The sequence below is a fragment of the Aromatoleum toluclasticum ATCC 700605 genome (assembly GCF_000378245.1).
Classification (GTDB): Bacteria; Pseudomonadota; Gammaproteobacteria; order Burkholderiales; family Rhodocyclaceae; genus Aromatoleum; species Aromatoleum toluclasticum.
Map to the genome: position 1 here is coordinate 15,608 of NZ_KB899502.1, position 24,949 is coordinate 40,556.

Genomic DNA, 24,949 nt, shown 5'->3' on the forward strand with positions numbered 1-24,949 from the left:
GAAGACGACGGAGACCATCATGTTTGTCGACCTGACGCCCGAACAGCACGCGCTGCGCCGCAGGGTGCGCGACTATTTCCAGGACCTGATGACGCCGGAACTGCGCGCGCGCCTGCGCGGCAAGGAAGGCGGCGACGAGTACCGCAGCGTGATCCGCAAGATGGGCCGCGACGGCTGGCTCGCGGTCGGCTGGCCGAAGGAGCATGGCGGCCAGGGCTATGCGGCGACCGAGCAGCTGATCTTCTTCGAGGAGGCCAACATCGCCGGCGCGCCGCTGCCCTTCGTGACGATCAGCACCGTCGGGCCCGCGTTGATGGCGCACGGCAGCGCGGCGCAGAAGGCGAAGTTCCTGCCGGGCATCGCGGCGGGCGAGATCCTGTTCGCGATCGGCTATTCCGAGCCGGGAGCGGGCAGCGATCTCGCAGCGCTGAAGACCACGGCGCGCCCCGACGGCGACCATTTCGTCGTCAATGGCAACAAGCTGTGGACCTCGGGTGCGGAAGCGGCGGACTTCATCTGGCTCGCCGCGCGCACGGATCCTGAGCGCCCGCGCCACAAGGGCGTGTCGATCCTGATTCTCGACACCAAGCTGCCGGGCTTCTCGCACACCGTAATCCCGACTTGCAGCAACCCGACCGCGGCCACCTATTACGACAACGTGCGCGTGCCGGCCGACATGCTGGTGGGCGAGCTGCATGGTGGCTGGAAGCTGATCACCGCGCAGCTCAACCACGAACGCCTGGGTCTCGGCTCCTGGTCGGACAAGATCGCGGGCCTGTTCCGCCGCGTCTACCTGTGGGCCAGGAGTCCCGACGAGCAGGGGCGGTGCGCCACCGACCAGCCGTGGGTGAGGTCACTCCTCGCCGAGTGCTATGCGCGGCTCGAAGCGATGCGCCTGATCAATTTCCGCATCGCCGCGGATCTGGAGCACGATCGGATGGACGTCGCCCTCGCGTCGACGACCAAGGTCTATGGTTCGGAATCGGCGATCGAGATCCTGCGCAAGCTATGCGAGATCGTCGGGGCGAGCGGTCTGGTGCGCGCAGGTTCCGCTGCGGCCGCGCTGCTCGGCGAACTCGAATACGAAGTGCGCGCCTCGGTTACATTGACCTTCGGCGGCGGCACGAATGAAATCCAGCGGGAGCTGATCGCGCAGTTCGGTCTGGGCATGCCCAGGACGGTGCGCTGACGCCACCGTGGCGTGACGCAAGACAGGGACAGCGAATGACTACGATCGACGATTTCCGCAGGGAAACCCAGGCCTGGCTGGAAGCCAATTGCCCCCCATCGATGCGCACGCCGATGCCCGATGGCGAGCTGGTGTGGGGGGGCAGGACGGTCGAATTCAAGACCGAGGATCAGCGCCTGTGGTTCGAGCACATGCGCGACAAGGGCTGGTTCTGCCCCGACTGGCCGGCCGAGTACGGTGGCGGGGGGCTGAGCCCGGAGCAGAACGCGGTGCTCGAATCCGAGATGCGCCGCCTGCACTGTCGTCCGCCGCAGATCAACCTCGGTATCTGGATGCTGGGCCCGGTGGTGCTGGAATTCGGCAGCGAGGAGCAGAAGCGCGAGCTGATAACGCCAATGGCGCGCGGCGAAATCCGCTGGTGCCAGGGCTTCTCCGAACCCAACGCCGGCTCCGATCTGGCCAGTCTGAAGACTTCGGCAGTCGACGCGGGCGACCACTTCCTCGTCAACGGCACCAAGATCTGGACGTCCTACGGCGACAAGTCGGACTGGATGTACATGCTGGTGCGCACGGACGCGAACGTGCCGAAGCAGCAGGGCATCAGCCTGCTGGTGGTTGACATGAAATCGCCCGGCATCGAGGCGCGGCCGATCGATCTCATCAGCGGCAGGTCGTCCTTCTGCCAGGTCTTCTTCGACAACGTGAAGGTGCCCAAACGCCAGCTCGTCGGGCCGTTGAACGGCGGCTGGACGCTGGCGAAGGCGCTGCTGCAGCACGAGCGTCGCGCGATGTCGAAATTCGGCGAGTTCAGCCTGCCGAACCATGTCGACCTGCTGTCGGTCGCCGCGCGCTACCTGCCGCCCGCCGATGCCGCGAGCACGGCCGATGTCGCGCTGCGCACCCGCGCGCTGGCGATGGCGATGGACGAGCACGCGTACACGCTCACCGCTCAGCGCATGGGCGAGGAGGCGCGGGCGCGCCAGGACGTGTCGGGCCTGATGGCGATCATGAAGCTCGTCCATTCCGAGCAGGAGAAGGACAAGCTCGAAGTGCTGCTGGACGTGATGGGCCATCGCGCCCTGGGCTGGGAGGACGAGGCCTTCGACAGCAGCGAACTCGCGCTCACCCGCGCCTGGCTCGGCAGCTTCGCGCAGACCATCGCCGGCGGCTCGTCCGAAGTGCAACTGAACGTCATCGCTAAGCGGGTGCTGGGTCTGCCCGAAGGCAAACAGGGTAAGTGAGGAGTCGGTTGCCATGAGTCTGGTGTATTCCGAAGAGCAGCGCCTGCTGGCCGATACCGCCGCCGAGTTCCTGCAGGCGCGCAGCCCGGTCGTTGCCCAGCGGCGGCTGCGCGATGAAGGTGCCGCCGCGGGTTTCGACGACGCGCTGTGGAAAGAAATGGTCGGGATGGGATGGAGCGCGATTCCCTTCCCGGAGAACCTGGGCGGACTCGCCTTCGGCTGCATGGGGCTGGGCGCGGTGTTCGAGGCGGTCGGCCGCAATCTCGCCGCCACGCCCCTGCTGTCGAGCATCGTGCTCGGGGGCACGCTGATCGAATTGGCCGGCTCCGAGGCCCAGCAGGCCGAATGGATGCCCTTGCTGATCTCCGGCGACAAGCGCATCGCGCTGGCGCTTGACGAGCACCCGCGCCACGATCCGGTCACCACCGCGCTGCGCGCCGAGCGCCGCGACACGGGCTATGTGCTGCAGGGCGAGAAGGTGTTCGTGGCCGACGGGAAGGGGGCGGATGCCTTCGTCGTCGTCGCGCGTACGAGCGGCGCGCCGGGCGAGCACGAGGGGCTGAGCCTCTTCGTTGTGCCGGCCGCGACGCCCGGCCTGAACGTGTCGGCGATGGGAATGATCGATTCGCGCAACCACGCGCGCCTGCGCCTGAATGACGTGCACGTCGACGCGGGCGCCTTGCTGGGGGCGGAAGGGCAGGCGTGGGCCGCGCTGGAAGCGGCGCTCGACCGCGGCCGCGTGTGCCTCGCCGCGGAGCTCCTGGGGATGACCCAAAGCCTCTTCGACACCACCGTCGAGTATCTCAAGACGCGCGTGCAGTTCGACGTACCGATCGGCTCCTTCCAGGCGCTGCAGCACCGCGCGGCCTGGTGCTACGCACACCTGCATCTCGCGCGCAGCGCGGTGATGGCGGGGCTTGCCGCGATGGACGACCCGACGCTCGACGCCGCCGGTCGCGCCCGCCTCGCGAGCCTCGCGAAGTGGAAGGCCGGCGATGTCGCTCACCGCATCAGCCGCGAGGCGGTGCAGATGCACGGCGGCATGGGCGTCACGGACGAACTCGACGTGGGCCTCTTCCTCAAGCGCATCCGCGTCGCGCAGGCTTTGCTGGGCGACGGCGATTTCCACGTGCAGCGTTACAGCGACGTGACACCGGTGGAGGCATGAAGTGATGACGAAACCCGGCGCGGCGCTGTTAGGCGGCAAGGTCGCTGTCATAACCGGCGCCGGCCAGGGCATTGGCCGTGGCGTCGCGCTCCGTTTGGCGGCGGAGGGCGCCCACGTCGTGGTTTCCGACATCAATTCGCATGCCGCAGCCGAAACCGTGTCGCTGATCCGGACTCAAGGCGGTGATGCAGCCGCGATCGGATGCGATATCGCCGACAGTGCGAGCCTCGAAGCGTTGGTGCACACTGTCGTCGGCCGCTTCGGGAGCCTCGACATCCTCGTCAACAACGCTTACCTCGGCAATCTTCCGGGCCCGCTCGAAGCCAAGCCCGTGGCCGATTTTGCGCGGGCCCTGCAGGGCAGTTTGTACGCGCCGCTGGTCGCGATGCAGTGCGCCTTCCCGCACATGAAGGCCCGGCGGTATGGGCGCATTATCAATATGTGCTCGCTCAACGGCGTCAATGCTCACCCGTACACTGCCGACTACAACGTGAGCAAGGAGGCGCTGCGATGTCTGACCCGAAGTGCCGCGCGCGAGTGGGCAGCACACGGCATCACGGTGAATGCGATCTGCCCCGCAGCCCGCACGCCGGCCTATGAGCGTTTTGCCGCCGCGTCACCGGAGAACGCCGCGCTGTTGTTGAAACAGAACCCGATGGGGCGCATGGGCGAAGCCGAGCAGGACATCGGCAGTGTCGTCGCATTCCTCTGCGGGGACGGGGGAGGCTACATGACCGGCAACACGCTGTTTGTCGACGGCGGCTCCCACATCAACGGGGTTTCCTGGCTGCCGTCGGTGGCCTGACGAAACGCGACTGGGCAATATCGGTAGTAGAACGCGGCCATCCTTGCTTGAACCCGGCGGTTCAGCGGCCTGCGCTCAGGCGGTAGGCGAAGCTACGGGTTGGACGGGCAGGTCACGATCGCTTCGAGCGCGCCGTCGACGAGCGCGGCCAGGAGCATCGAGGTCAGCGCGACAGCCGGCATGACAGGTGACGCATTTCAGCGTGCAGGGCAGGCAACCATCCGAAGCCGTCTGCTGCTGACTCGGTGTTGTCCGACCCCTGCGGCTCCTACCGGACCCGGACGGCGGGGCGAAAAGCGTCTATCGCGGATGCGCGATTCTGCGTTTGACCAGAACGGCTACTCCGCTTTGTAGAACCCGCTCTCCCTTAGCCGCCCCTCAAGGGTTGCCAAACAGTCAACCTCGCTTTCGCCGAACCGAACAGCGCAGTATCGTTGAAGCGCCAGGCGCTTCACGTCGGGCATGTCTGTGTCGTGGTGCATCACTCGAAATGGCTCAACAGGGAGCGAGAAAACCAAAGCCAAGGCCGGCTGTCTCTTGATGAACGGCACAGGCACAGTAGTAAGCTCATGGTCCGACAGTACAGGCTCCATGTCGATCCCGACGAACAGTGTGAAAACCAGCAGGAGGCCGGCGCCAATCGCCAGTTTCGGCTTATTTCGGAACATCAAGGCCATACCGATCGCGTAAGTCGCGGGCGATTTTCAAACCGTGCGCTCCTGGACAGGCCCGCCCTTGATCGTTCGCCGAAGCAAACTCGCGATGGCCGCCAAGCATCGCAATTTTGAAGTATTCAACGAGCGTCTTCACCAGGACATCGACGGCATTAAGTTGTGGCGTTGTCGGTGTGTCCCAACTCGTTGAAACAGTATCCTTGGCTTGGCCAAGTATTTCGGCGACCCCAGCCTTTGCACCCCGCTTGAAGCTGTCACTCAATGAGGGGCCATGCGCGACCGCTTCACCAGGTAGGGAAAAATCTGATAAAAACACGATGCCGATTTTCCCGGTATTGGCCGCTTTCAAATGCGCACCCTTTTCCCGTATATCCAGTGCCTCGTAAATCGTGCCCTTGCAATCTATCGCGTAGTGGTAGCTGATGTGTCCGAAGCTCGCAATGTCCGTATCTTCCGCCTTGCGAATCAACTCGGCACCATCGGCCGAACACGAATAGCTGTTTCCGGCGTGGTGAATCACGATAGCGCTGTAGTCCCAATCCGGACCATCGGAGCGTGCGGATGGCTTGGCCTTCCACTCGGAGCGGGTCATCAACGGAATGCCGGCCTTGCGGATCGCGACAATGATCGCTTGGCGCGTCGCTGCCTTGTGGTCGACCTTGACCGTGACAGTTTTGACCGCTTCGGCACGTTTTGCTTCGATAGTGGCCCAGGTATCAAAGGAGCCTGTTTTCAGATCGTCGGTGCGGACATCACTCATGCCAAATCCCCACGCTGGATGGTGTTACCGCTCGGCGAGCGGAAATAAAAGTGCACCGATACATCCTCTGGCTGATCGGAATCGATGATTTCGGTAAGGCCGTTGCCATCGGTCACGCCCTCGGTCCGCGTGCCATCCTGGCGGGTCACGACATACGGGCTATGCTGCGCCGGTTGTCCGGTTTCGGCATCGAGCGCCTGAAATCGGATTTCGTGACGAAGCGTATCGTCTTTAAGCTGATCGCGGGCCGCTGCCGGCTGCGCGAACGAATTGCCGGAAGACGAGTAGCCGACGGCGCTTTCGTTGTCGACATAGGTCAGTATCTGGCTGGAAATCAGCGTCGCTCCGCAGGCCGTTTTGTCGCCATGTCGAGCCACCGGCTGACCATCGATGATCGCCGTCAAATCCCCTGTGACGATGGTAGTCACGGAACCGTGCCCTTTCTGGGGACACGTTACCTTGTCGCCGATTCGGGCAACCGCCTTCCCGCCGACATCGGTGAATGGGGAACCGGTGATTACCACACCGCCATGCGATGTTCGATCACCCACAACAATTACCGGTCTTGACATAGGGTTACCCGGAAACCCAAAGGGCATATTTTACACCGGCGTTGCCCACCTTGGGTGGTCGCCCTTCCGGACCAGCAGGGCGGGCCGAAAACGGTCTATCGCGGATGCTTCTTAAGTGGAAAGAAGTCGCGAATATCCGCAAACCGACAATAAGTACCCAGAATGCGTGTGGAGCGTGCGGTATTGTCGCGGGGGTATCCCATTCAGATCAAGCGCGACTCTTTAAGTGCTTCGCGAAGTCCACGGTCTCCCGCGCGACGCGGACGCGATCCTGCGGTGTCCGCATCAGCGTGTCGGTGACATGCACGGGCAGCGCGATGCGCTCTTGCAAATGCGCGTCGCGGACGTCGAGGACGAAGCCGTCGAGCAAGTCGCCGTAATAGCGCACGATCTGCTCGGCGCCCACCGGCACACCGAGTTCAGCCATGATCTTCGCGGTCGGCCCCTTGACCGCTGTGCCGCCCACCAGCGGCGAGACGGCGACGATGGGCACGCCGGTCGCACGCAGCGCGTCGCGCAGGCCCGGCACGGCGAGAATGGGGGCGATGCTCAGGTAAGGATTGGACGGGCAGATCACGATCGCCTCGAGCGCGTCGTCGGTCAGCGCGGCCAGGACGGCGGGGGAGGGGCGCACGTCGTTCCCCTGCGCGAACTCGATCGAGCGGGTCACCGGCCGGCACTGGTGGCGGACGAAATAGTCCTGGAAGTCGAAGATCCCCTCGTCGGTGTGGACGTGCGTGCGCAGTGGCTGGTCGGACATCGGCACGATGTCGGCTTCGATGCCGAGGCGGCGCGCAAAGTCGGCGGTGATCGCGGAAAGCGTCTCGCCGGCCGCGAGCCGGCGCGTGCGCTCTACGTGGGTCGCGAGATCGCCGTCGCCGAGGCGGAACCAAGTTTCGCCGCCGAGACTGGCCAGTGCATCCATGAAGGTCCACGTCTCGTCGCGCCGTCCCCAGCCGGTCTCGGGGTTTGCCACGCCGCCGAGCGTGTAGAGGGCAGTGTCTACGTCCGGAGAGACGTGCAACCCGAGATGGGTGAAATCGTCGCCGGTGTTCACGACCACAGTCAGCCGCGCGTCGTCGAGCGCGTGCATCAGGCCGTCGGCGAGCTTCGCACCCCCGACGCCGCCGCTCAGGGCGAGGATATGAGCTCCGGTCATTGGAACAGATCCCCTTCGAGCGGACGCAGCAACGCCTTGCAATCGACTTCCGGAGCGGCGGGCAGGAAACCGCTTGCCAGCACCACCGGCATGCCTTCGTCGCCTTCGCCCATCACGATAGCGGCGCCGGCGGCGATTGCGTCGGCGAAGGCCGTCTGGGTGATCTGCAGGGTGCGTCCGTGGCGATCGGTCTCGCCGCGCCGATCGATCAGCGCCGGGATGCCAGCCGAGCCGAGGGCCACATTCACGACGCCGTTGCGCCACGGGCGGCCGAAGCTGTCGCTGATGATCACGCCGACCGACGTGTCGGTGCGCGCGCGAAGGGCTTCGCGCAACGCCGCCGCCGACGCATCCGGGGCGAGCGGCAACAGCAAGGCCCGCTCGCGGCCGCCTTTGCCCGGGACGTTGGAGAGGTCGATGCCGGCATTGGCCATTACGTAGCCCAGGCGGTGGCGCACGATCAGCACGCCGGGCACCGCGCGCAGCACGTCGGTCGATTCGGCCAGCGTGAGTTCGACCAGACGGGGATCCTTGCCGGTGATGCGCGCAAGTTCGAGGGCATGATCGGACGGCCTGACCTCGTCGAGCCACGCGAAGCGGCCTTCGGCCTTGGAGACGATCTTCTGCGCGACGACGACGATGGTGTCGGGAGCGAGTTCGATCGCACTCGCATCGAGCGCGCGCATGACGAGTTCGTCCAGCGCATCGCCCGGCCGCACTTCCGGGATGCCGGGGAGCGCCTCGAAGCAAAGCCGCCGGCGCGCGGCAGGCACTGCGGTACCGTCGATGGGCATGGGGTCCGTCTCCGTGGGCGGGACAAGGCGCATCGCCCCGTCCCTGGCGCGCTCAGGCGGACAGCCCGGCGAGCATGCCCGACTTGATCGCGCCCTCGATGTAGCCGAGCTGCGCGCCGTCGCCGACCGAGCTCACCGGTACACCGGCCGCTTCGAGCGATCGCGCAAGGCTGTCGTCCGGACGCGCGCCTATGGCCAGCACCACCGACTCGGCAGCGAGTTCGCAGCGCTTGCCCTCGGCATCGGTGTAGATCAGCTTCTTCTTCTCGATCGCATCCACCTTCGCCTTCGTGTGCAGCGCGACGCCGTGTTGGCGCAGCGTGTCGAGCACGCGCCAGCGCCGTACGATGGAAAGTTCGCGGCCGAGGCTCGGGCCTTCCTCCAGCACCACGACCTCGCGCCCGCGGTCGACCAGGAATTCGGCGAGTTCGACGCCGACGAGGCCCCCGCCGACGATCGCCACCTTCTTGCCGAGCGGCATCCACACCCGCGACAGGTTCTGGATCGCATCGGTGCTGTCGGTGACTCCAACCAGGCTGCCGGCCTTCATCAGCGCGCGCTGGGCGAGGGAGAGCTTGCGCTTGGCGATCTCCTCGGCGCGATCGCCCGTCATCAGTCGCCGCAGCTCGTCGCCCGACCACACGTGGTCGAGGTCAGCGCCCGGAATCGGCGGCGCATTGCGCTCGGCGCCGCTTGCGACGACAACCGCCGTGGCCTTCAAATCGCGGATCAGCTCGGGCGTGGCAGCCGTGTCGAGGCGTACGTCGATGTCGAGCTTGCGCATCTGCGTGACGAGATAGTCGAGCAGCGCGCCGTTTTCGGCATAGGCGAGCGCGGCGAAGAACAGTGTGCCGCCCAGTCGCCCGCTGCGCTCCAGCAGCGTCACCCTGTGCCCGCGCAGCGCCGCGGTGCGCGCGGCTTCCATGCCCGCCGGGCCGCCGCCGACCACGACGACGTGGCCCGGCTTGGTCGCCGGCACGAGCCGCATCTCGGCCTCGTGGCCCGTCATCGGATTGACGGCGCACTTGACCCGCTCGTTGATGAAGATCTGGCTGACGCAGGCGTAACAGTAGATGCACGGACGGATGTCCTCGGGCCGGCCCTCGGCGAGTTTTTTCGGGAGATCCGGATCCGCGAGCAGCTTGCGTCCGATCGCGACGAAGTCGCACTGGCCCGCTGCGACGGCGTTGTCCGCGACCTCCGGTTCCAGCCGGCCGACCGCGATCACGGGGATCTTCAGCCTTTCCTTGATCTCGGCCGCCCACTGCAGGAAACCGGCCTTCTGCTGCACGAGCGGGGCCTCGGTGAAGGCCACGCCGGTGCTGGTGTTGGCATAAGCGGACACGCTCACGGCATCGCAGCCGGCGTCCTCGGCCATCTTCGCGAAGAGCCTGGCCTCGTCGAGCGTGATGCCGCCTTCCATGCGCAGTTCATAGGCGTCCAGGCGCAGCCACACCGGGTAGTCGTCCCCGACGCGGGCGCGCACCGCAGCGATCACCTCCCGCAGGAAGCGGCCGCGATTTTCGAGGGAACCGCCATACTCGTCGTCGCGCTTGTTGAAGTAGCCCGACAGGAAACCGGCGATGATGTAAGTGTGAGCAGCATGGATCTCGACTCCGTCGAATCCCGCGCGACGTGCGCGGTCGGCGGCCGCGGCGAACCATTCGATCATCTGCTCGATGTCGGCCTTGTCCATGACGCGGATCTTCACACCGGCTTTCTCGCGGCCCTTCGACGAACTGATGAACGCGCCCAGCTCCTCTTGCGTCAGCGCAGCGAACATGTCGGTCTTCAGCGGCGGAGGCATCGACGGCACCCACAGCTCGCGGCCCTCGACAAGGTCGCGCACCGACGTCTTGCCGGCGTGCTGGAGCTGGATCGCGATCTTCGCGCCATGCTTGTGCACCCGCTCCACGATTCCCATCAGCCCCGGGATGAATTTGTCGTCGGAGAGGCCGACCTGGTAGGGCTCGGCCGTGCCGTGCGGATAGGCAATGGCTCCCACCCCCATGGTGATCAGACCCACGCCGCCCGCGGCCCGCGCCTCGTAATAGGCCTGTATGCGCTCGCCGCACGTTCCGTCGGATTCCGCGAAGTTGGACCCCATCGGCGCCATCACGATGCGGTTGCGTAGTTCCAGGCGGCCGATGCGGCCGGGCTGCAAGAGATTGTCGAAAGCTTCCATGACTCGGCTTACCCCTTGGTCAGAAAATCGATGCAGCTGCGGTTGAAGAGTTCGCGATGTTCGACCTGCACCCAGTGGCCGCAGCGGTTGAGCAGGATCATGCGCGCATTGGGGGCGTTCTCTATCAGCTTGAGGGCGCCCGTGTGCGGGTTGAACTTGTCGTCGGTGCCCCAGAAGCCGAAGATCGGCACGGCGATCTCATGCAGGCGCTCCGTCATGTTCGGCACCACCATCGTGGAGAACAGGTTGGCCGGCTGCAAGGGCGCGATCGCCGCGCGCTCGCTGATGATGGCGTCGTCGAGCAGGGCCGGGTCGAACACCTGCAGGCTCATCACGTGGCGCATCTCGGCCGGCCCCATCGGCCCTTTGGAGAAGGTCTCGACCATGCGCACGATGCCTTCCATGCGGAAGTAGGTCTCGCGCTCCTCGACGCCACCGGGCGCCATCAGGATCAAGCGCTCGACCGTCTCGGGATGCGCCAGCGCCTGGCCCAGCGCGATGGCGCCGCCGAGCGAATTGCCGAGCAGGGTGCAGCGTTCGATGCCGATCGCCTTCAGGAAGCCGTGCAGCGCCGTGACGAAGAAGTCGAGGTTGTACTGCACGTCGGAGGGCTTGTCCGAGCGGCCGAAGCCCGGCAGGTCGAGCACGATGTTGCGGAAACCCGCCTCGGCGAAGGCCGGGTAATTACCCTTGAAGTTGCTGTAGCCGCTCGCTCCCGGGCCGCTCCCGTGCAGCCACACCACCGCCGGCCCCTGGCCGACGTCGAGATAGTGCAGGCGCAGGCCTGTGTCGAGCTCGACGAACTGCTCGAGAGGGATGGGCAGATCGGGGGAATTCATCGGGAGGTCTCCTCGGGGAAGGGTAGCGACGGCGCGTCCATGCGCTCTCGACGGCGCGAAGGAAGGCTGCCGTCCTCATTCGGGACCTATTCTCCCGCTGGGCAGCAGGGGAGCATCGTCCGTTCAGACGAATCGTGCCGCGATACCGGCGGCGGCGCGTAGTCTCAACGGACGATGAGGCGCGCGGAGGGGCTTCGGACAATGCGGGCAATTTCTCGCAGGCCTGTCGCGTGGCGTCGGGCATTTCGGGAAGAAACCGTCCGCTGTTATCGTCCGACCTGCAGACAGGCCGGCGATGCCGGAATGGACAGCCTGGGGAAGCTTGCATGGACGAACACGACATCACGCCGGCACGGCGCAATTTCCTGAAAGCCAGTGCCGCGCTGGGTACAGCCGTAGCCGCGGGACTTGGCCCCGGCGTAGCCGCTGCCGCGCGGCCGCAATCCGCACTGCCGCTGCCGGAATATGAGCGATGGGATGCGATCGAGATCGCGCGAAGGATCCGAGGCGGCGATGTCAAACCGGGCGAGGTGCTCGAAGCAGCGATCGCCCGCGCCGAAGCCTACTCGGTCATCAATGCCGTCACGTCGCCGCATTTCGACCTCGCCCGGGAGCAGGCGCGGGGGCTGGATTCCGCAGGCAGGGCCGAACGCGAGGCGAGGCCGCCGCTTTCCGGCGTGCCCTTCGCGTTAAAGGATCTTTCCGTCGCTCTGAAGGGGACGGTCACCACCAACGGCTGCGCCTTCTTCAAGGAGGCGGTGGCGGACCTGGACTCCACCGTCGTCGCGCGCTACAAGGCGGCGGGGCTCAACATCTTCGCGAAGCTCGCGTCGCCCGAATTCGGGCAGACCGGGACCACGGAATCGCGCCTCTTCGGGCTCACGCGCAATCCGTGGAACCTGGAGCGCAGTTCGGGCGGTTCGTCCGGCGGCGCTTCGGCGGCAGTCTCGGCAGGTGTCTTGCCCGTGGCGCACGCGAGCGACGGGGGCGGCTCGATCCGGATTCCCGCATCGCATTGCGGCCTGTTCGGCCTCAAGCCCAGCCGCGGACTGATTCCGATGGGCCCGGCGGCGCTCGAAGGATGGATGGGACTGTCGGTGCACAACGTCATCAGCCGCAGCGTGCGCGACACCGCGTGGCTGATGCAGCTCAGCCAGGGGCCCGAAGCGGGGACGCGTGCGGCACCCGCGACCGCCGATCTGGTGAAGGCGCTGGGCCGCTTCCCCAAGGGGCTGAAGATCGGGCTCTTCGACACCAATCTCTTTGGCATGGGCGTTCACCCCGAATGCCTGGAGGCCGTGCACAAGGCCGCGACATTGTGTGCAGGTCTCGGCCATCACGTCGAACCGATCTCGCTGCAACAACTGCCTTTCCTCGAAATGTTCGGCGGCATGGGGGTGATGACCGGTACCGGCATGTTGTACACGGTGCGGGCGCGCGAGAAGCTCCTCGGGCGGCCGGCGCGCGAGGATGAATTCGAGCCGATCAACTGGCTCACGCTGCAGAAGGCACAGAAATACACCGCCGAGCAGCTTTATGCGGCGCGATCGGTCTTCGATCAGGGCGGGCGGATCTTCGACGAGGTGCTCACGCGCTACGACCTGATCCTGTCGCCGACTACCGCCGCGCTGCCGCCCAAGCTCGGCGAGCTGTCGCTGGACCAGCCCTTCGACGACTTCGCGAAGCGGGCCGTGCTCGCCTCGCCCTTCACCGCAATGTTCAACATGAGCGGACATCCGGCAATGTCGGTTCCGCTGCACTGGAGCGCGGAAGGCCTGCCGATCGGCGTGCAGTTCGCGGCCCCGTATGGCGGCGAGGCGCGGCTCATTGCCCTCGCGGCACAGCTCGAAAAGGCCGCGCCGTGGGCTGACCGCCGTCCGCCCGCGCTGGCGTGAGGGGGCCCGAATGAATGCCGCTCCCTCGAACGGCGTTGCCGTCGTCACGGGCGCCAGTCGCGGCGTCGGGCGCGGCATTGCCGAGGCGCTTGGCGGCGCGGGCATGACCGTCTACGTCACCGGACGCAGCGAACGCGAAGGTGAATGCCGGGTGGGCGATGCCGTGCTCGGCGGCACCATCCACGACAGCGCCGCGGCGGTCACCGCGGCGGGCGGCCACGGTATCGCGGTGAATTGCGATCATGGTGACGATGACCTGGTCGAAGCCTTGTTCGGGCGCGTCGCGCGCGAACAGGGGCGGCTCGATATCCTCGTCAACAACGCCATCTGCATCGACGACAGCCTCATCGAGCCCGGCCCGTTCTGGGAGAAGCCGCGCAGCCAGGCCGCGATCCTGGACGTGGGCCTGCGCTCCAGCTACATCGCCACGCATTGCGCGGCGCCGTTGCTGCTGCAAAGCGGACACGCGCTGGTCGCCTTCACCTCGTCCTACGGCGCCGGCTGCTACATGCACGGGCCGGCCTACGGTGCACAGAAGGCCGGCTGCGACAAGATGGCGTACGACATGGCGGTCGACTTCGAGGGCACCGGCGTCGCGGCCGTTTCGCTGTGGCTGGGCATGCAGCGCACCGAGCGCACGGCGTTCGCGGCCCGCCGCCGTCCCGATGCGTACGGCGGCATCGGCACGCGCAGCGAAAGCCCGCAGTTCTCGGGGCGCGTGATCGAAGCCCTGTGGCGCGACCCGGAACGGGCGAGCCTGTCCGGGCAGACCCTGATCGTCGCCGAACTCGCGCTGCGCTACGGCCTCCGCGACGAAGACGGACGCCAGCCACCGTCCTGGCGCGCGACCCTGGGCGCCCCGCGCGACTTCCACCCGGCGCGCGTGGCGTGAGAGCCCCGGGGTGCGTCGGCCGCGTCATCCCCGCGCTGTGGCCCTCTCCCGAACTCGCGGCACTCTCCGCTACTTCATCGCCTGCGACCTCAAAGATGTCGGGACTAACGCAAGAACGAGACGCAGCGAAGGACCAGGCGAATCAGATCGGCCTGGCTGGCAATGTCCATCTTCGCGTAGATCTTCTTCGAATAATTGCGCGCGGCCGTTTCGGCAATCCCCATCTGCTGTGCCGCCTCGGTGATGGTGTTGCCGTAGGCAAGGAACAAAGCCAGCGCGGCCTCCTGCCGTGTCAGGCCGAACAGTTGGCCAAGACGTGCGAGGGACTGGGTGTGAGTCGGACGTAGTGCCTCGAGATTGGCGGTCAGATCTGAAACGTAGATGACGGCGCAGGGCGCTTGCCCGCTCCGATAGTAGTGCTGCACTGGAGTTGGATAAACGAGCATGCCGATCAGCCGATGCTGAAGTCCGCCCAGGCGCACCAACTCCCCACTCACTCCAGTGTCGGCTCGCGACCTCGCCGCAATTACCTTGGTGACTGCTTCGTTCAGCAACAGTTGAGCCGATCGATCGGCGAGCGCGAGGTGCTTGTTGGAGAGCCTTATATCGGGGCTTCTCTCGATGACGGAGGATGCGACGCGGTTGATGTGAATCACTTCCGCGTTCTCATTGAGCAGGATGCAGCCCAGGGCGAAGTGGTCGACGATGCTTTCGTAGATGGCCTTTTCCGCCTCCTGTCGCTTCAGCTGGGCATAGAGTCCGAGCGCTCGTGCCAAGTGTGGCTGCAACGCCCGGATCAAGGCGAGATCGGCGGGGGTGAATGATGGGTCCGGACGAGCAAAATTCCTGATCACATCCACCCAGCACCGCAGGCCCCCTGGTTCGGCAATGCAGATCCGCAAGGTCCGGGCAATCTGCAGGTGCTCGAACAAGGTCCGCTTCCTGGCGTCGGCCTCAGAGGACTCCATGAGGCCAAGCTGGCCAGGCTCCATGCTGCAGGGTCGAAACGGGTCGTCCTTCATGAATTCGGCTCGATAGGTACTTTCGACCGCAAGCCAGTCGACCTCGTCCCCTGGCTCTCCGGCGCCGACAAATACATCGTTGCCACTCTCGTGATCGTGATGCAGGGTGATGAAGGCGTTGCGCGCATCCAGTGCGACCCGCAAACCCTCCGCAAAACCCTGCCAAGGCACTTCGGCGGAAACGCCTTCATAGATCAGGCCGAGCAGGTCGGAAAAAGTGTCATTCATTCCCGTTTCCTTGAAGATTCGGTCGGTCTGCTCGATCGCGTCGCCATCGGCGTGCTCATTATCGGGCGAGGGCCAGGAAGTATCTTTTTTTCTCGTCATCGAAGATTGCCGTTAGTCCCAGATGGTACTTGTTGGGCCGGCTGTGCGTTGGCTAGCATCAACCCATTCGAATCGGGGAAATAAAGCCACGTGTGTTGAATTGTTGCGGCATTGCTCGTGGCAAGTGATCGGCGCAGCGCTGGATTTCAAATGTCCGTAATTGACTCCTGGACGAAAAGGGTCCGTGTGCCTCTTGAGTCTGCACTCAATGGAGAAGGCTTCAAATCTGCGTAAAAGTGCTTTCTGACAGCAGGTCCGGATAACGAAAAACCCTCATCGTCTCTTGCATCAAGTGAGTGCCATAGAATGATCATAAGCCCTGGAAGTTCCAGTTCGAGAGATGCCTGGATCCTCGTCGTTGGGCTCGGCGTCGTGATGAGTGTGCTCTTTGGTTTCACGCTCAACGCATTCAGCGTCTTCACACTGCCGATCATCGACATATTTCAGTCCAGTCATGAACAGGCGGCGCGCGTCGTTACGGTCTTCGTGGTTTCGATGACCTTGGCCATGCCTGCTGCGGGCTGGCTGCTGGATCACGTCGCACCGAGACCCGTGATGGCAACAGGTGGTCTGCTCACCGGCCTTGCGTATCTGGCGGCCGCGCATAGCGGGGATCTTGATTCATTCACGTTCGCCGTGGCGCTCTGTGGTCTCGGGGTAGGGGCTTCGACCTATGTGCCTGCCTTTGTGCTCCTCTCGAATTGGTTTCCGGTGAGTCGGCAGGGCCTTGCATTCGGCATTCTGCTCTCCATCGTGGCTGCCGGCGGTACCTTTTTGCCGATGGGGCTCAACCGCATGGTCGAAGCGGTTGGTTTGCTCGCGACTATGGAGAAGGGTGCATTTGTCATTCTCCTGATCTGTTTTCCTCTATTGCTCTGGCTGGTGCGGATGCCCGCGCAATCACAGGCGACGCTCGATCGCGGGACCCATTCAGCTGTCGATCGTCGCGTGTGCGAGGTCTTGCGCATGCCGCAATACTGGCTCTGGATTGCAGTGGTCCTGCTGGTCACGTTGAGCGGCCTCAGCGTTCTGATGGGTCTGGTGCCGTATCTGGTATCGATCGGCTATTCGGCCGCTCAGGGTGCGGCGGCCTATGGCGCGATCGCCGCCGCGACGATCGCCGGCAGCCTGTCTTTCGGTGCGATCAGCACACGCAAGGGCCCCGGGCGGACGCTTGGGATCGGCATTCTCATCGGCAGCCTCGGACTCGCCTGCCTCTTGCTGGCCTCGGATCAGACATTCGGGTTCGCCGCGGTGGTGGTATTCGTTCTCGCCTGGGGAACGACATTCAACCTGGTCAATCAGCTTTCGCCGCCCTTGCTGGTGGAGTTCGCCGGCCAACGCGGCTTCGGAAGCCTGCTGGGACTCGGCAATCTGGTCTCCGGACTTGGCGCCGCGCTCGGTCCCATGCTCTTCGGTTATCTGGTCGATCGCACGGGGACCTATTTCCTGCCGGTGGCGCTGAGCGCCGTGCTGATGGCGTTCGCCTTGCTCCCCCTGGTGATGTTGCGCAGTGCCCAGCGGCAGACGCCGCCTGCGGTCGCGCTGGAAGGCCGGGAGCATTGAGTCCCGATCGCCTCTGCTCACACATACAAAACTTTCATCCTCGTCGGTCGTGTCGAAGCACCCTTTTCATCAGGGGCATCGGTGCGCGCTTCAGTGCAGCGTCGAGTAGCAGAAGTATAAATGACATAAAGATAGTCATGTGCTGGTGGACCGGGTAATCGGTAGAGGGAAAGAAGTTGAAAAATCCAAAGGAGAAAGACATGGTGACTAATAAGACGCTGCTATTGCTGTCAGCTACGGTTGGACTCGTTTGCGCGAGTAGCAGCGCGCTATCGAAGGTGAGTGCCGAAGAGGCCTCAAAGCTGGGGAAAAATCTGACCTGCATGGGCGGCGAAATGGCCGCGAATGCCGCTAACACGATTCCGGCGTTCTCCGGGAAATGGCTAGGCGCTCCACCCCACGTCAAATACGAAAATCACATCGGCCAGCATCCCGTCGATCCCTATCCCGAAGACAAGCCAATTTTCGAGATCACCTCGAAGAACTTCGAGAAGTACGCCGATCACCTGACCGAAGGGCAGCGGGAGATGTTTCGCCGCTACGCCTCGTTCAGGATTCCGGTGTACCCGGGGCGGCGGGACTTCAGATTCGACGACAAGTTCTGTGAAGTGGCTCGCAAGAACGCGCTTCAGGCGGAGCTGATCGACGGCGGTCCTGGATTCACCGGACACCAGGGCACGCCACCCTTCCCAATCCCGAAGCAGGCCATGGAATTGCTCGTGAACATGACCTTCCCGGTGTTCGCTTTCACCGAGGACACCCTGCGCGACATTGCCAACGTGAATCCGGTGGGCGAAATCTTCTGGGGCCAGCAGCGCAACCTCAACCTCAATGTCGTCACCCAACCTGACGAGGTCGGCAAGCCCATGGGGAAGATCATGGCGTACGCGATGACGCATACGATGCTTCCCATACGCGATAGGGGAGCGGTGTCATCGGCCGTGGAGCCGGTGAACCTTGCCAAGGACAAACGCCTGGCCTGGAACTATGACCCGGGTACCCGCCGCGTAAGGCAGCTGCCCATATATGGGTATGACACTCCTCTGGCCGGAACCTCTGGTCTGATGACAATCGATCAGGACCGGCTGATGAACGGTGATCCTGGCCGCTACGACTGGAAGATGCTCGGCAAGCGTGAAATCTACATCCCAGCCAACACTTATCGACTCCATGGAAAAAACGTGAAGTATGCCGATCTGTTGCATCGGAATCACGCGAATCCAGACTATCTGCGCTATGAACTGCGTCGGGTCTGGGTGCTCGAGGGGACGCTGAAGGAAGGCTACCGTCATGTCTTCGGTAGGCGCGTCCTGTTTATCGATGAGGATAACTGGCAGGCATCGGTATCCGATTACTACGACAGCCGCGGATCGCTCTGGCAGCACGCGTTCATCGCGCACTATTACGCCTTCGACCTCAAAGGCTGGCAAGCCGGCAACAGCTTCTACCATGATCTCAGTAGTGGGGGATACATCGCCTACAACCTTTTCCAGGAGCGTCCGCTCGGCCCTGTCCTGAATGCCGGAAAGATGAGCCCGACGATGTTCGGTCCGGAAGCCTTGCGTCAGATCGGTCAATGAACAGGAGACTGAGATGACCAAGCTGACTTTCAAGCTGTCTCCGGTGGCGACCGCAGTCCTCGGCGCCATTCTGGCATCGCCTGCTTTGGGCGGAGAAAGCGTCGTCTATGACAACGGCGTCAAATTGGATTGGAAGGGAACCGTAACCTACACGCTCGCGACCCGGCTTCGCTCCCCCGAGTCGGTTCTGCTGGACGTGGATGGCAACAACAACTTCGATAAAGGAGCTCTCACCTCGAATCGTCTGGGCCTGCTGTTCGAAGGCAAACTGTCCAAGGACAGGAGCGGCTTCGTCCTGTCCGGCAGCACCTTCTATGACGATGTGTACCATCGCGGTACCGACAACGATCAAGCCTTTTTGCACACACCGGATGCACCGGGCTCCTTCAGTTCGGACGCGCGCCGCTACCACGGCGGCTACAGCCGTATCCTGGACGCCTATGGATACACCAGCTTCGGCATGGGTGATGGCGATGCGACGCTCCGCGTGGGCCGGCACGTCGTGTCCTGGGGCGAGTCACTGTTCTTCCCCGCGATCTCGCTCGCGCAGGGACCGGTTGACGGCACGAAGAGCGATATTCCCGGAACTGAAACCAAGGATCTGTTGCTGCCTGAGGACCAGGTTTCGCTGATCTACCGGCCGACGCCGGAATGGACGCTGATGACCCACGTACAATACGGGTGGCACCCGACCTTGAGCGCCGCGCCCGGGTCCTTTCTCAATACCAGCGATTCGTCAGGTCCCGGAAACGCCTGCCTCGGCCCCTTCATCCCCAATGGGCGTGGAGCATACACATGCTCGTTCGGTGCCAAGCAAAGTGATGACAAGCCGAACGATACAGGGCAATGGGGTATCGGCACGCGCTATCGCGTCAGCGAAGAGACTGAGCTGGGTCTGTATTACCTGAACTACCACGACCGCATCGCGCTGCCCGAGATCGACGTCTTTGCGGCGAGTGGTGCGCTCGGCGGCGGTGCGTATCGGAACCGCTACTTTGACAACGTGAAGCTGATCGGCGCCTCCTTCAGCACCACCTTGGGTCTGGCGACGCTCGCCGGGGAGGTGGCGTACAAAAGGGGGGCGCCGGAATTGGTCGATACCGTAATCGATCCCGGATCGGGCGTGACTTTGCCGACGCCGACTCGTGCGAACGTTCTGCAGACTAGCGTCAATTCCTTCATCAACCTTGGTCGCTCGAGTTTCGCCGACGGGGCTTTGCTGCTCGCCGAGATCTCCTACATCGACGTCCTAAGCGTAAAGAAAATCAAGGCGAAAGGGGTCGAGTCCTTGGGGGCGATGGCGGATTATTTCCCCGCCTCGAACAAACTGAGCATGTCCGGCCACGGACTGGGCATCTCCACCTCCCTCATTCTGAACTATGACGGGGTCTTTAGCGGCTGGGATCTGGAGATTCCGATCAGCTACTCCCACCAGTTGAGCGGACGCACGCTGATGGGGCCGGTGGGCGGGGAGGGCGATCGCCGCATGAGTGTCGGGGCGGCGCTGACCTACAACCAGAACCTCAGCTTCGAGCTCACTTATCTCGATTTCCTCGGCAAGGCCAGCACCGACATGAAGACGGAGCGACTGCTGACCGACCGCGATCAATTGTCCTTGGTCGTGAAGTACAACTTCTGACAGGCGTCGGATCGAGCCCTTTGGCTCTTTCCCTGCAAGTCGTTCATGACGGATCACTCCTTCCTGGCCTGAGTGTTCGGAGGGGGTGTGCCCGCCATGACGCCAGAACCTGTCCCGAATAAGCCTCTTGAACTGGAGTGGCGATGACGCAAGGGCAAGCTGAAGCCTTAAATAAACAACAACCGCATGCCGACCTGTACGAAACAGGCTCGGTTCCTGTCGAGCGTAGCGTCTGGACGCTCGATCACACACCTCCCTCCCACCCGCCACTCATTGGCGATCTGGAGGCAGACATCGTGGTGGTCGGTGCGGGCGTGGTGGGGGCGTCGTTAAGTCTGCACCTGGCCGAGCGCGGGATTGACACCGTGCTCATTGACGCCGCCCAGCCGGCTGATGCCGCCTCGGGGCGCAACGCTGGCCATGTGCAGCCCTATCTCCTGTCGCTGGAGCCGCTCGATGCCTTGCCCGGCAAGGGGCGTCCATTTCTGGACTGTCTGATCGAGCACCGCAACATCGTGTTTGAGCTCTGTGAGCGCCATGGGATCGATGCCGACCAGGTGCAGTCCGGGCTGCTGGAGGTCGCGCGCCAGAAGAGCGCAGCGCTCGAGAGCAAGGCGAAGAAATGGGCCGGGCTGGGTCTCGACGTCGAGATTCTTGGTTCCGACCGGCTGCGTCCGCTGGTCGGAACCGATCGCTATTCGTACGGCACGCTCTGGCGGAATGGGGGGAGCGTGAATCCCTTCCTGCTTACAAACGGCATGGTCCGTGCCGCGGCCGGAATCGGCGCCCGGGTGTATGGCAACTCGCCGGCACGGGCCTGCGAGCGTCAGGGTGGGCGCTGGAAGCTGAGTACAGCGTCGGGCAGCGTATTGGCAGACCGCGTGGTGCTATGCACTAATGGCCATGTCGGTACGAATTTCTATGCGAATCTTGAGCGCACCCAGTTCCCGTTGCTCGCCTGCGGCCTGGCCACGCGTCCGCTGCCGAAGAGCTTCCTCGACGTCGTCAATCCAATGCGGACGGCATTGAGCCAGCATCCCGCGGGCCTCTACCCAATGGTTGTCGATCGTAAGGGGCGTCTCATCACCGCCACGATCCCCGGCGTCGGACGGGCCCATCGCGGCGACCTTCATTTCCAGTATTTCCTTCGCCACCTGCGTCGCGTCTATCCCGAGGCCAGGGATGTGCGCATCGAGCTTGAGACCTACTGGACCGGCATGACGCACAACTCGTCGGCGATCTACGATAAGGCCTATCCCAAGCTCTACCGTGTGGATGATGGCGTGTTCGGGCTGATGAACTTCGGCTCCTGGGGTAACCACCTCGGGCCGATGATGGGCATGGATGTCGCCCGCGTCCTTGCAGCCGATCAGCCCGACTCCGCAGTGCTGGGATGCGAACGCCCGCAACAGGTGCGCTTTGCCGGGCTGTTCAGTACCAAGCTCCGGCGTTTCCTGATTCCGTCAGCGAGGCTGGCAGACCGATTCGATCTTGTTTGACTCATGAATAGACGTTCCTTAGCGAGGAGTGACGATGTCCGTGCAACGCATCAATCCCGAAAGTCTGCTCAAGTTTGATCAACTTGCCCAGGCCGTCGTGACCCAGGCGCCGAAAATGGCGTTCATCGCTGGCCAGTCGGCGATGAACAAGAATTTCGAGCTTGTCGGTGGTGACGACTGTTTTACCCAATCCGTCCAGGCCCTCCGCAATCTCCGAACCGCCGTCGAAGCGGCTGGCTCATCGGTTGATCGTGTGGTCAGCAGCACTGTTTACCTGAAGAGTCTGACCCCGGCCGTGGGCGAGCAATTCATACGGGCGCTCGGCGTCGTGGTCGATGGGGTGTCGTTTCCGCCCCATGCGTTTTCGATGGTTGGCGTGCAGTCTCTTGCCAGTCCGGACATTTTGGTGGAGATCTCGGCGATTGCCGTGATTGATGCCTGACGTGTCGCGGCGCGCCTGCCATCAGGCGCACCGCGACATCCCGTCGGGCACCGTCCGTTTTGACGATGCGGACGGACGGGGCGGGCTTCAAGAATGGCATGGTATCCATTCTTCGAGGTTCACTCCGTGAGACAAGTCCCTTCCTACGTGCCCGGCCATCAGCTGCTCGCCGGCAAGTCCGTCCTCATCACTGCCGCAGCCGGGGCCGGAATCGGCTTTGCCGCCGCACGGAAGTCCGCGGAAGAGGGTTGCCGTGCACTCATGATCTCGGATATCCACCCACGGCGACTTGAAGAGGCGGTGGCGCGGCTGAAGGCCGAAACCGGCCTCAAGGACGTGTGGGGGCAGCTGTGCAACGTCACGAACGAGGAAGAAGTGCAGGCCCTCGTGGCGGCGGCCGAAGAGCGGCTCGGTGGCGTCGATGTGCTGATCAACAACGCCGGCCTGGGCGGCGAGAAGCGCGTCAGCGAGATGAACGACGAGGAATGGACGCGCGTCCTCGACATCACGCTCACGGGCACCTTCCGCATGACCCGCGCGATGCTGCCGCACATGGAGCGGCGCGGCCGCGGCGCGATCGTCAATAATGCCTCCGTGTTGGGCTGGCGCGCGCAGAAGGGTCAGGCGCATTACGCCGCGGCAAAAGCCGGCGTCATGGCGCTCACCCGCTGCTCTGCGCTGGAAGCGGCCGAAAACGGCGTGCGCATCAACGCCGTTTCGCCCTCGATCGCGCTTCACGATTTCCTGAAGAAGGCCTCGAGCGAGGAATTGCTCGCGCAGCTCGCAAGCCGCGAGGCCTTTGGTCGCGCCGCGGAGGTGTGGGAAGTCGCCAATGTGATGGTCTTCCTCGCTAGCGATTACGCGTCCTACATGACGGGCGAAGTGCTCTCAGTAAGCTCGCAGCACGCGTGAGGGCGCTGTCATGACCTTTGTGATTTCCCGCGCCGACGAGCTCGTCGGCGCCGAAGGGCGCGATCTCGGCGCCACCGACTGGGTGGAGCTTACGCAGGAGCGCGTGAACCGCTTTGCCGACGCAACCGACGACCACCAGTGGATCCACGTCGATCCCGTGCGAGCCCGGGAGGGCCCTTTCGGCGCGTGCATCGCGCACGGCTACCTGACGCTCGCGCTCGCGAACCTGTTCCTGCCGCAACTCATACGCGCCGATCGGCTGAAGATGGGTGTCAACGTCGGTTGCGAGCGCGTGCGCTTCCCCGCCCCCGTCAAGGTGGGATCGCGCATTCGCGGCCGCGGCGAGATCGTGAAGGTCGAGCCCATCCGGGACGCGGTGCAGTCGACCGTGCGCGTGACGATCGAGATCGAGGGCAGCGAGCGTCCTGCTTGCGTCGTCGACACGATTAGCCGCTACACCTTCGAGGACTGAAGGTCCTTCGCCTAACGCAGCAAGGCCGGCGTCCATGTCGGCCACACATTCCAGTCGAAACAAGGGAGTATCCGACATGAGCGAAGCTGTCATCGTATCCACGGCGCGCACTGCGCTGACCAAATCCTTCCGCGGTTCCTTCAACGACACGGAGGCGCCGGTGTTGGGCGGCCACGTCGTGCGCGCCGTGGTCGAGCGCGCAGGCATCGAGCCCGAAGCGGTCGAGGACGTGATCATGGGCGCGGCCGTGCAGCAGGGCACCCAGGCCTACAACATCGGCCGCCTGTGCGCCTACACCGGTGGGCTGCCCGACAGCGTGCCGGGCATGGCGCTCGATCGCATGTGCGCCTCCGGCCTCATGACGATCGGCATCGCGGCCAAGAACATCCTCGCCGGCGAGATGAAGATCGCCGTGGCGGGCGGCGTCGAGTCGCTGTCGCTGACGCAGACCAAGCACAAGAACACCTACCGCGCGCAGTCCGAGGCCGTGAAGGCCATCGTGCCGGCCGCCTACATCCCGATGCTGGAGACCGCGGAGATCGTGTCCGGCCGCTACGGCATCAGCCGCGCCGAGCAGGACGCGTTCTCGCTGCAGAGCCAGCAGCGCACCGCGGCGGCGCAGGCGGCGGGCCGTTTCGACGACGAGATCGTGCCGCTGGCGGCGAAGAAGCTGCTGTTCGACAAGGAAGGCAAACCCGTCGGCCATGAGGATGTCATCGCCAACCGCGACGAATGCAACCGCGCCTCGACGACCCTGGAAGACCTCGCAAAGCTCCAGCCCGTGTTCAAGGACGGCCAGTGGGTCAAGCAGGGCGAGTACATCACCGCCGGCAATGCGTCGCAGCTGTCCGATGGCGCCTCCGCTGCGCTCATAATGAGTCGCGCCGAAGCCGAGCGCCGGGGCATTGCCCCGCTGGGCGCCTACCGCGGTATCGCGGTCGCGGGCTGCGCGCCGGAGGAGATGGGCATCGGGCCCGTGTTCGCGATCCCGAAGCTGCTCGATCGTTTCGGTCTCAAGGTGAGCGACATCGGCCTGTGGGAGATCAACGAGGCCTTCGCCTGCCAGGTGCTCTACAGCCGTGACAAGCTGGGTATTCCCAACGATCGCCTGAACGTGAATGGGGGCGCGATCGCCATCGGCCACCCCTTCGGGATGTCCGGCGCCCGGATGGTCGGCCACGCGTTGCTGGAGGGCCGTCGCCGAGGGGTGAAGTACGTCGTCGTGTCGATGTGCATCGGCGGCGGGATGGGTGCGGCGGGCTTGTTCGAGGTGTGCTGAGAGCAGGCGGCGCGGGCAGGGCGCGCGCCCTTACCCGG

General features: G+C 64.2%; 22 protein-coding genes. 14 read left to right on the forward strand and 8 right to left on the reverse strand.

Going from position 1 to position 24,949, the window contains the following annotated elements:
- Positions 1-19: 19 nt before the first annotated feature.
- Genes F464_RS0118495 through F464_RS0118510 form a run of 4 tightly spaced genes read left to right on the forward strand, consistent with a single transcriptional unit; the run spans position 20 to position 4,403 of the window.
- A complete protein-coding gene (locus F464_RS0118495; RefSeq protein WP_018991333.1) occupies positions 20-1,189 on the forward strand; it encodes an acyl-CoA dehydrogenase family protein in 1,170 nt (389 codons plus the stop codon).
- Positions 1,190-1,224: 35 nt separating this feature from the next.
- Complete coding sequence (locus F464_RS0118500) at positions 1,225-2,430, forward strand: acyl-CoA dehydrogenase family protein (protein ID WP_026296129.1); 1,206 nt, start codon at positions 1,225-1,227, stop codon at positions 2,428-2,430.
- A gap of 13 nt (positions 2,431-2,443) precedes the next feature.
- Positions 2,444-3,598, forward strand: a complete 1,155-nt coding sequence (locus tag F464_RS0118505) for an acyl-CoA dehydrogenase family protein (protein WP_018991335.1) — start codon at positions 2,444-2,446, stop codon at positions 3,596-3,598.
- Between the two features lie 4 nt (positions 3,599-3,602).
- Complete coding sequence (locus F464_RS0118510; RefSeq protein ID WP_018991336.1) at positions 3,603-4,403, forward strand: SDR family NAD(P)-dependent oxidoreductase; 801 nt, start codon at positions 3,603-3,605, stop codon at positions 4,401-4,403.
- A gap of 338 nt (positions 4,404-4,741) precedes the next feature.
- Here the strand turns inward: F464_RS0118510 and F464_RS0118520 are convergent, their stop codons facing one another.
- The 7 genes from F464_RS0118520 to F464_RS0118550 all read right to left on the reverse strand — a co-directional run bounded on the left by F464_RS0118520 (position 4,742) and on the right by F464_RS0118550 (position 11,386).
- On the reverse strand, positions 4,742-5,080 hold the full coding sequence (locus F464_RS0118520) for a hypothetical protein (protein WP_018991338.1): 339 nt from the start codon (positions 5,078-5,080) through the stop codon (positions 4,742-4,744).
- Positions 5,058-5,837 carry a peptidoglycan recognition protein family protein gene (locus F464_RS0118525; RefSeq protein ID WP_018991339.1) on the reverse strand — a complete coding sequence of 260 codons (780 nt, stop codon included), beginning with the start codon at positions 5,835-5,837 and terminating at the stop codon, positions 5,058-5,060. The genes F464_RS0118520 and F464_RS0118525 overlap by 23 nt, the downstream gene beginning before the upstream one ends.
- Positions 5,834-6,436 (reverse strand): PAAR domain-containing protein, encoded by a 603-nt coding sequence (locus F464_RS30025; RefSeq protein ID WP_332309978.1) that lies wholly within the window; start codon positions 6,434-6,436, stop codon positions 5,834-5,836. Before F464_RS30025 ends, F464_RS0118525 begins: the two co-directional genes overlap by 4 nt.
- A gap of 181 nt (positions 6,437-6,617) precedes the next feature.
- The gene (gene cofD, locus F464_RS0118535; RefSeq protein WP_018991341.1) at positions 6,618-7,568 is read right to left on the reverse strand and encodes a 2-phospho-L-lactate transferase; all 951 of its coding nucleotides are present in this window, start codon (positions 7,566-7,568) and stop codon (positions 6,618-6,620) included.
- Positions 7,565-8,362 carry a coenzyme F420-0:L-glutamate ligase gene (gene cofE / locus F464_RS0118540; RefSeq protein ID WP_018991342.1) on the reverse strand — a complete coding sequence of 266 codons (798 nt, stop codon included), beginning with the start codon at positions 8,360-8,362 and terminating at the stop codon, positions 7,565-7,567. Before cofE ends, cofD begins: the two co-directional genes overlap by 4 nt.
- A gap of 52 nt (positions 8,363-8,414) precedes the next feature.
- Positions 8,415-10,547, reverse strand: a complete 2,133-nt coding sequence (locus F464_RS0118545) for an oxidoreductase (protein ID WP_018991343.1) — start codon at positions 10,545-10,547, stop codon at positions 8,415-8,417.
- A gap of 8 nt (positions 10,548-10,555) precedes the next feature.
- The gene (locus F464_RS0118550; protein WP_018991344.1) at positions 10,556-11,386 is read right to left on the reverse strand and encodes an alpha/beta fold hydrolase; all 831 of its coding nucleotides are present in this window, start codon (positions 11,384-11,386) and stop codon (positions 10,556-10,558) included.
- Between the two features lie 326 nt (positions 11,387-11,712).
- Here F464_RS0118550 and F464_RS0118555 point away from each other — a divergent pair, with 326 nt between their 5' ends.
- Positions 11,713-13,281, forward strand: a complete 1,569-nt coding sequence (locus F464_RS0118555) for an amidase (RefSeq protein WP_018991345.1) — start codon at positions 11,713-11,715, stop codon at positions 13,279-13,281.
- A 10-nt stretch (positions 13,282-13,291) separates the two neighbouring features.
- On the forward strand, positions 13,292-14,173 hold the full coding sequence (locus F464_RS0118560; protein WP_018991346.1) for an SDR family NAD(P)-dependent oxidoreductase: 882 nt from the start codon (positions 13,292-13,294) through the stop codon (positions 14,171-14,173).
- Between the two features lie 104 nt (positions 14,174-14,277).
- Here F464_RS0118560 and F464_RS0118565 read toward each other — a convergent pair whose 3' ends face one another.
- A complete protein-coding gene (locus F464_RS0118565; protein WP_018991347.1) occupies positions 14,278-15,522 on the reverse strand; it encodes a helix-turn-helix transcriptional regulator in 1,245 nt (414 codons plus the stop codon).
- A gap of 375 nt (positions 15,523-15,897) precedes the next feature.
- On the opposite strand from F464_RS0118565, the gene F464_RS0118570 reads away from it, so the two are divergent.
- The 8 genes from F464_RS0118570 (at position 15,898) to F464_RS0118605 (ending at position 24,911) form a co-directional block, all read left to right on the forward strand.
- Positions 15,898-17,088 carry an MFS transporter gene (locus F464_RS0118570; protein ID WP_018991348.1) on the forward strand — a complete coding sequence of 397 codons (1,191 nt, stop codon included), beginning with the start codon at positions 15,898-15,900 and terminating at the stop codon, positions 17,086-17,088.
- Between the two features lie 200 nt (positions 17,089-17,288).
- Positions 17,289-18,668 (forward strand): DUF1329 domain-containing protein, encoded by a 1,380-nt coding sequence (locus F464_RS0118575; protein ID WP_026296132.1) that lies wholly within the window; start codon positions 17,289-17,291, stop codon positions 18,666-18,668.
- Between the two features lie 13 nt (positions 18,669-18,681).
- Positions 18,682-20,307 carry a DUF1302 domain-containing protein gene (locus F464_RS0118580; RefSeq protein ID WP_018991351.1) on the forward strand — a complete coding sequence of 542 codons (1,626 nt, stop codon included), beginning with the start codon at positions 18,682-18,684 and terminating at the stop codon, positions 20,305-20,307.
- Between the two features lie 143 nt (positions 20,308-20,450).
- Positions 20,451-21,806 (forward strand): NAD(P)/FAD-dependent oxidoreductase, encoded by a 1,356-nt coding sequence (locus tag F464_RS0118585; RefSeq protein ID WP_051092320.1) that lies wholly within the window; start codon positions 20,451-20,453, stop codon positions 21,804-21,806.
- Between the two features lie 34 nt (positions 21,807-21,840).
- Positions 21,841-22,248 (forward strand): RidA family protein, encoded by a 408-nt coding sequence (locus tag F464_RS0118590; RefSeq protein ID WP_018991353.1) that lies wholly within the window; start codon positions 21,841-21,843, stop codon positions 22,246-22,248.
- A 126-nt stretch (positions 22,249-22,374) separates the two neighbouring features.
- Complete coding sequence (locus F464_RS0118595; RefSeq protein WP_026296134.1) at positions 22,375-23,160, forward strand: SDR family oxidoreductase; 786 nt, start codon at positions 22,375-22,377, stop codon at positions 23,158-23,160.
- Positions 23,161-23,170: 10 nt separating this feature from the next.
- A complete protein-coding gene (locus F464_RS0118600) occupies positions 23,171-23,632 on the forward strand; it encodes a MaoC family dehydratase (RefSeq protein WP_018991355.1) in 462 nt (153 codons plus the stop codon).
- Positions 23,633-23,708: 76 nt separating this feature from the next.
- A complete protein-coding gene (locus tag F464_RS0118605; RefSeq protein ID WP_018991356.1) occupies positions 23,709-24,911 on the forward strand; it encodes an acetyl-CoA C-acyltransferase in 1,203 nt (400 codons plus the stop codon).
- Positions 24,912-24,949 lie beyond the last annotated feature (38 nt).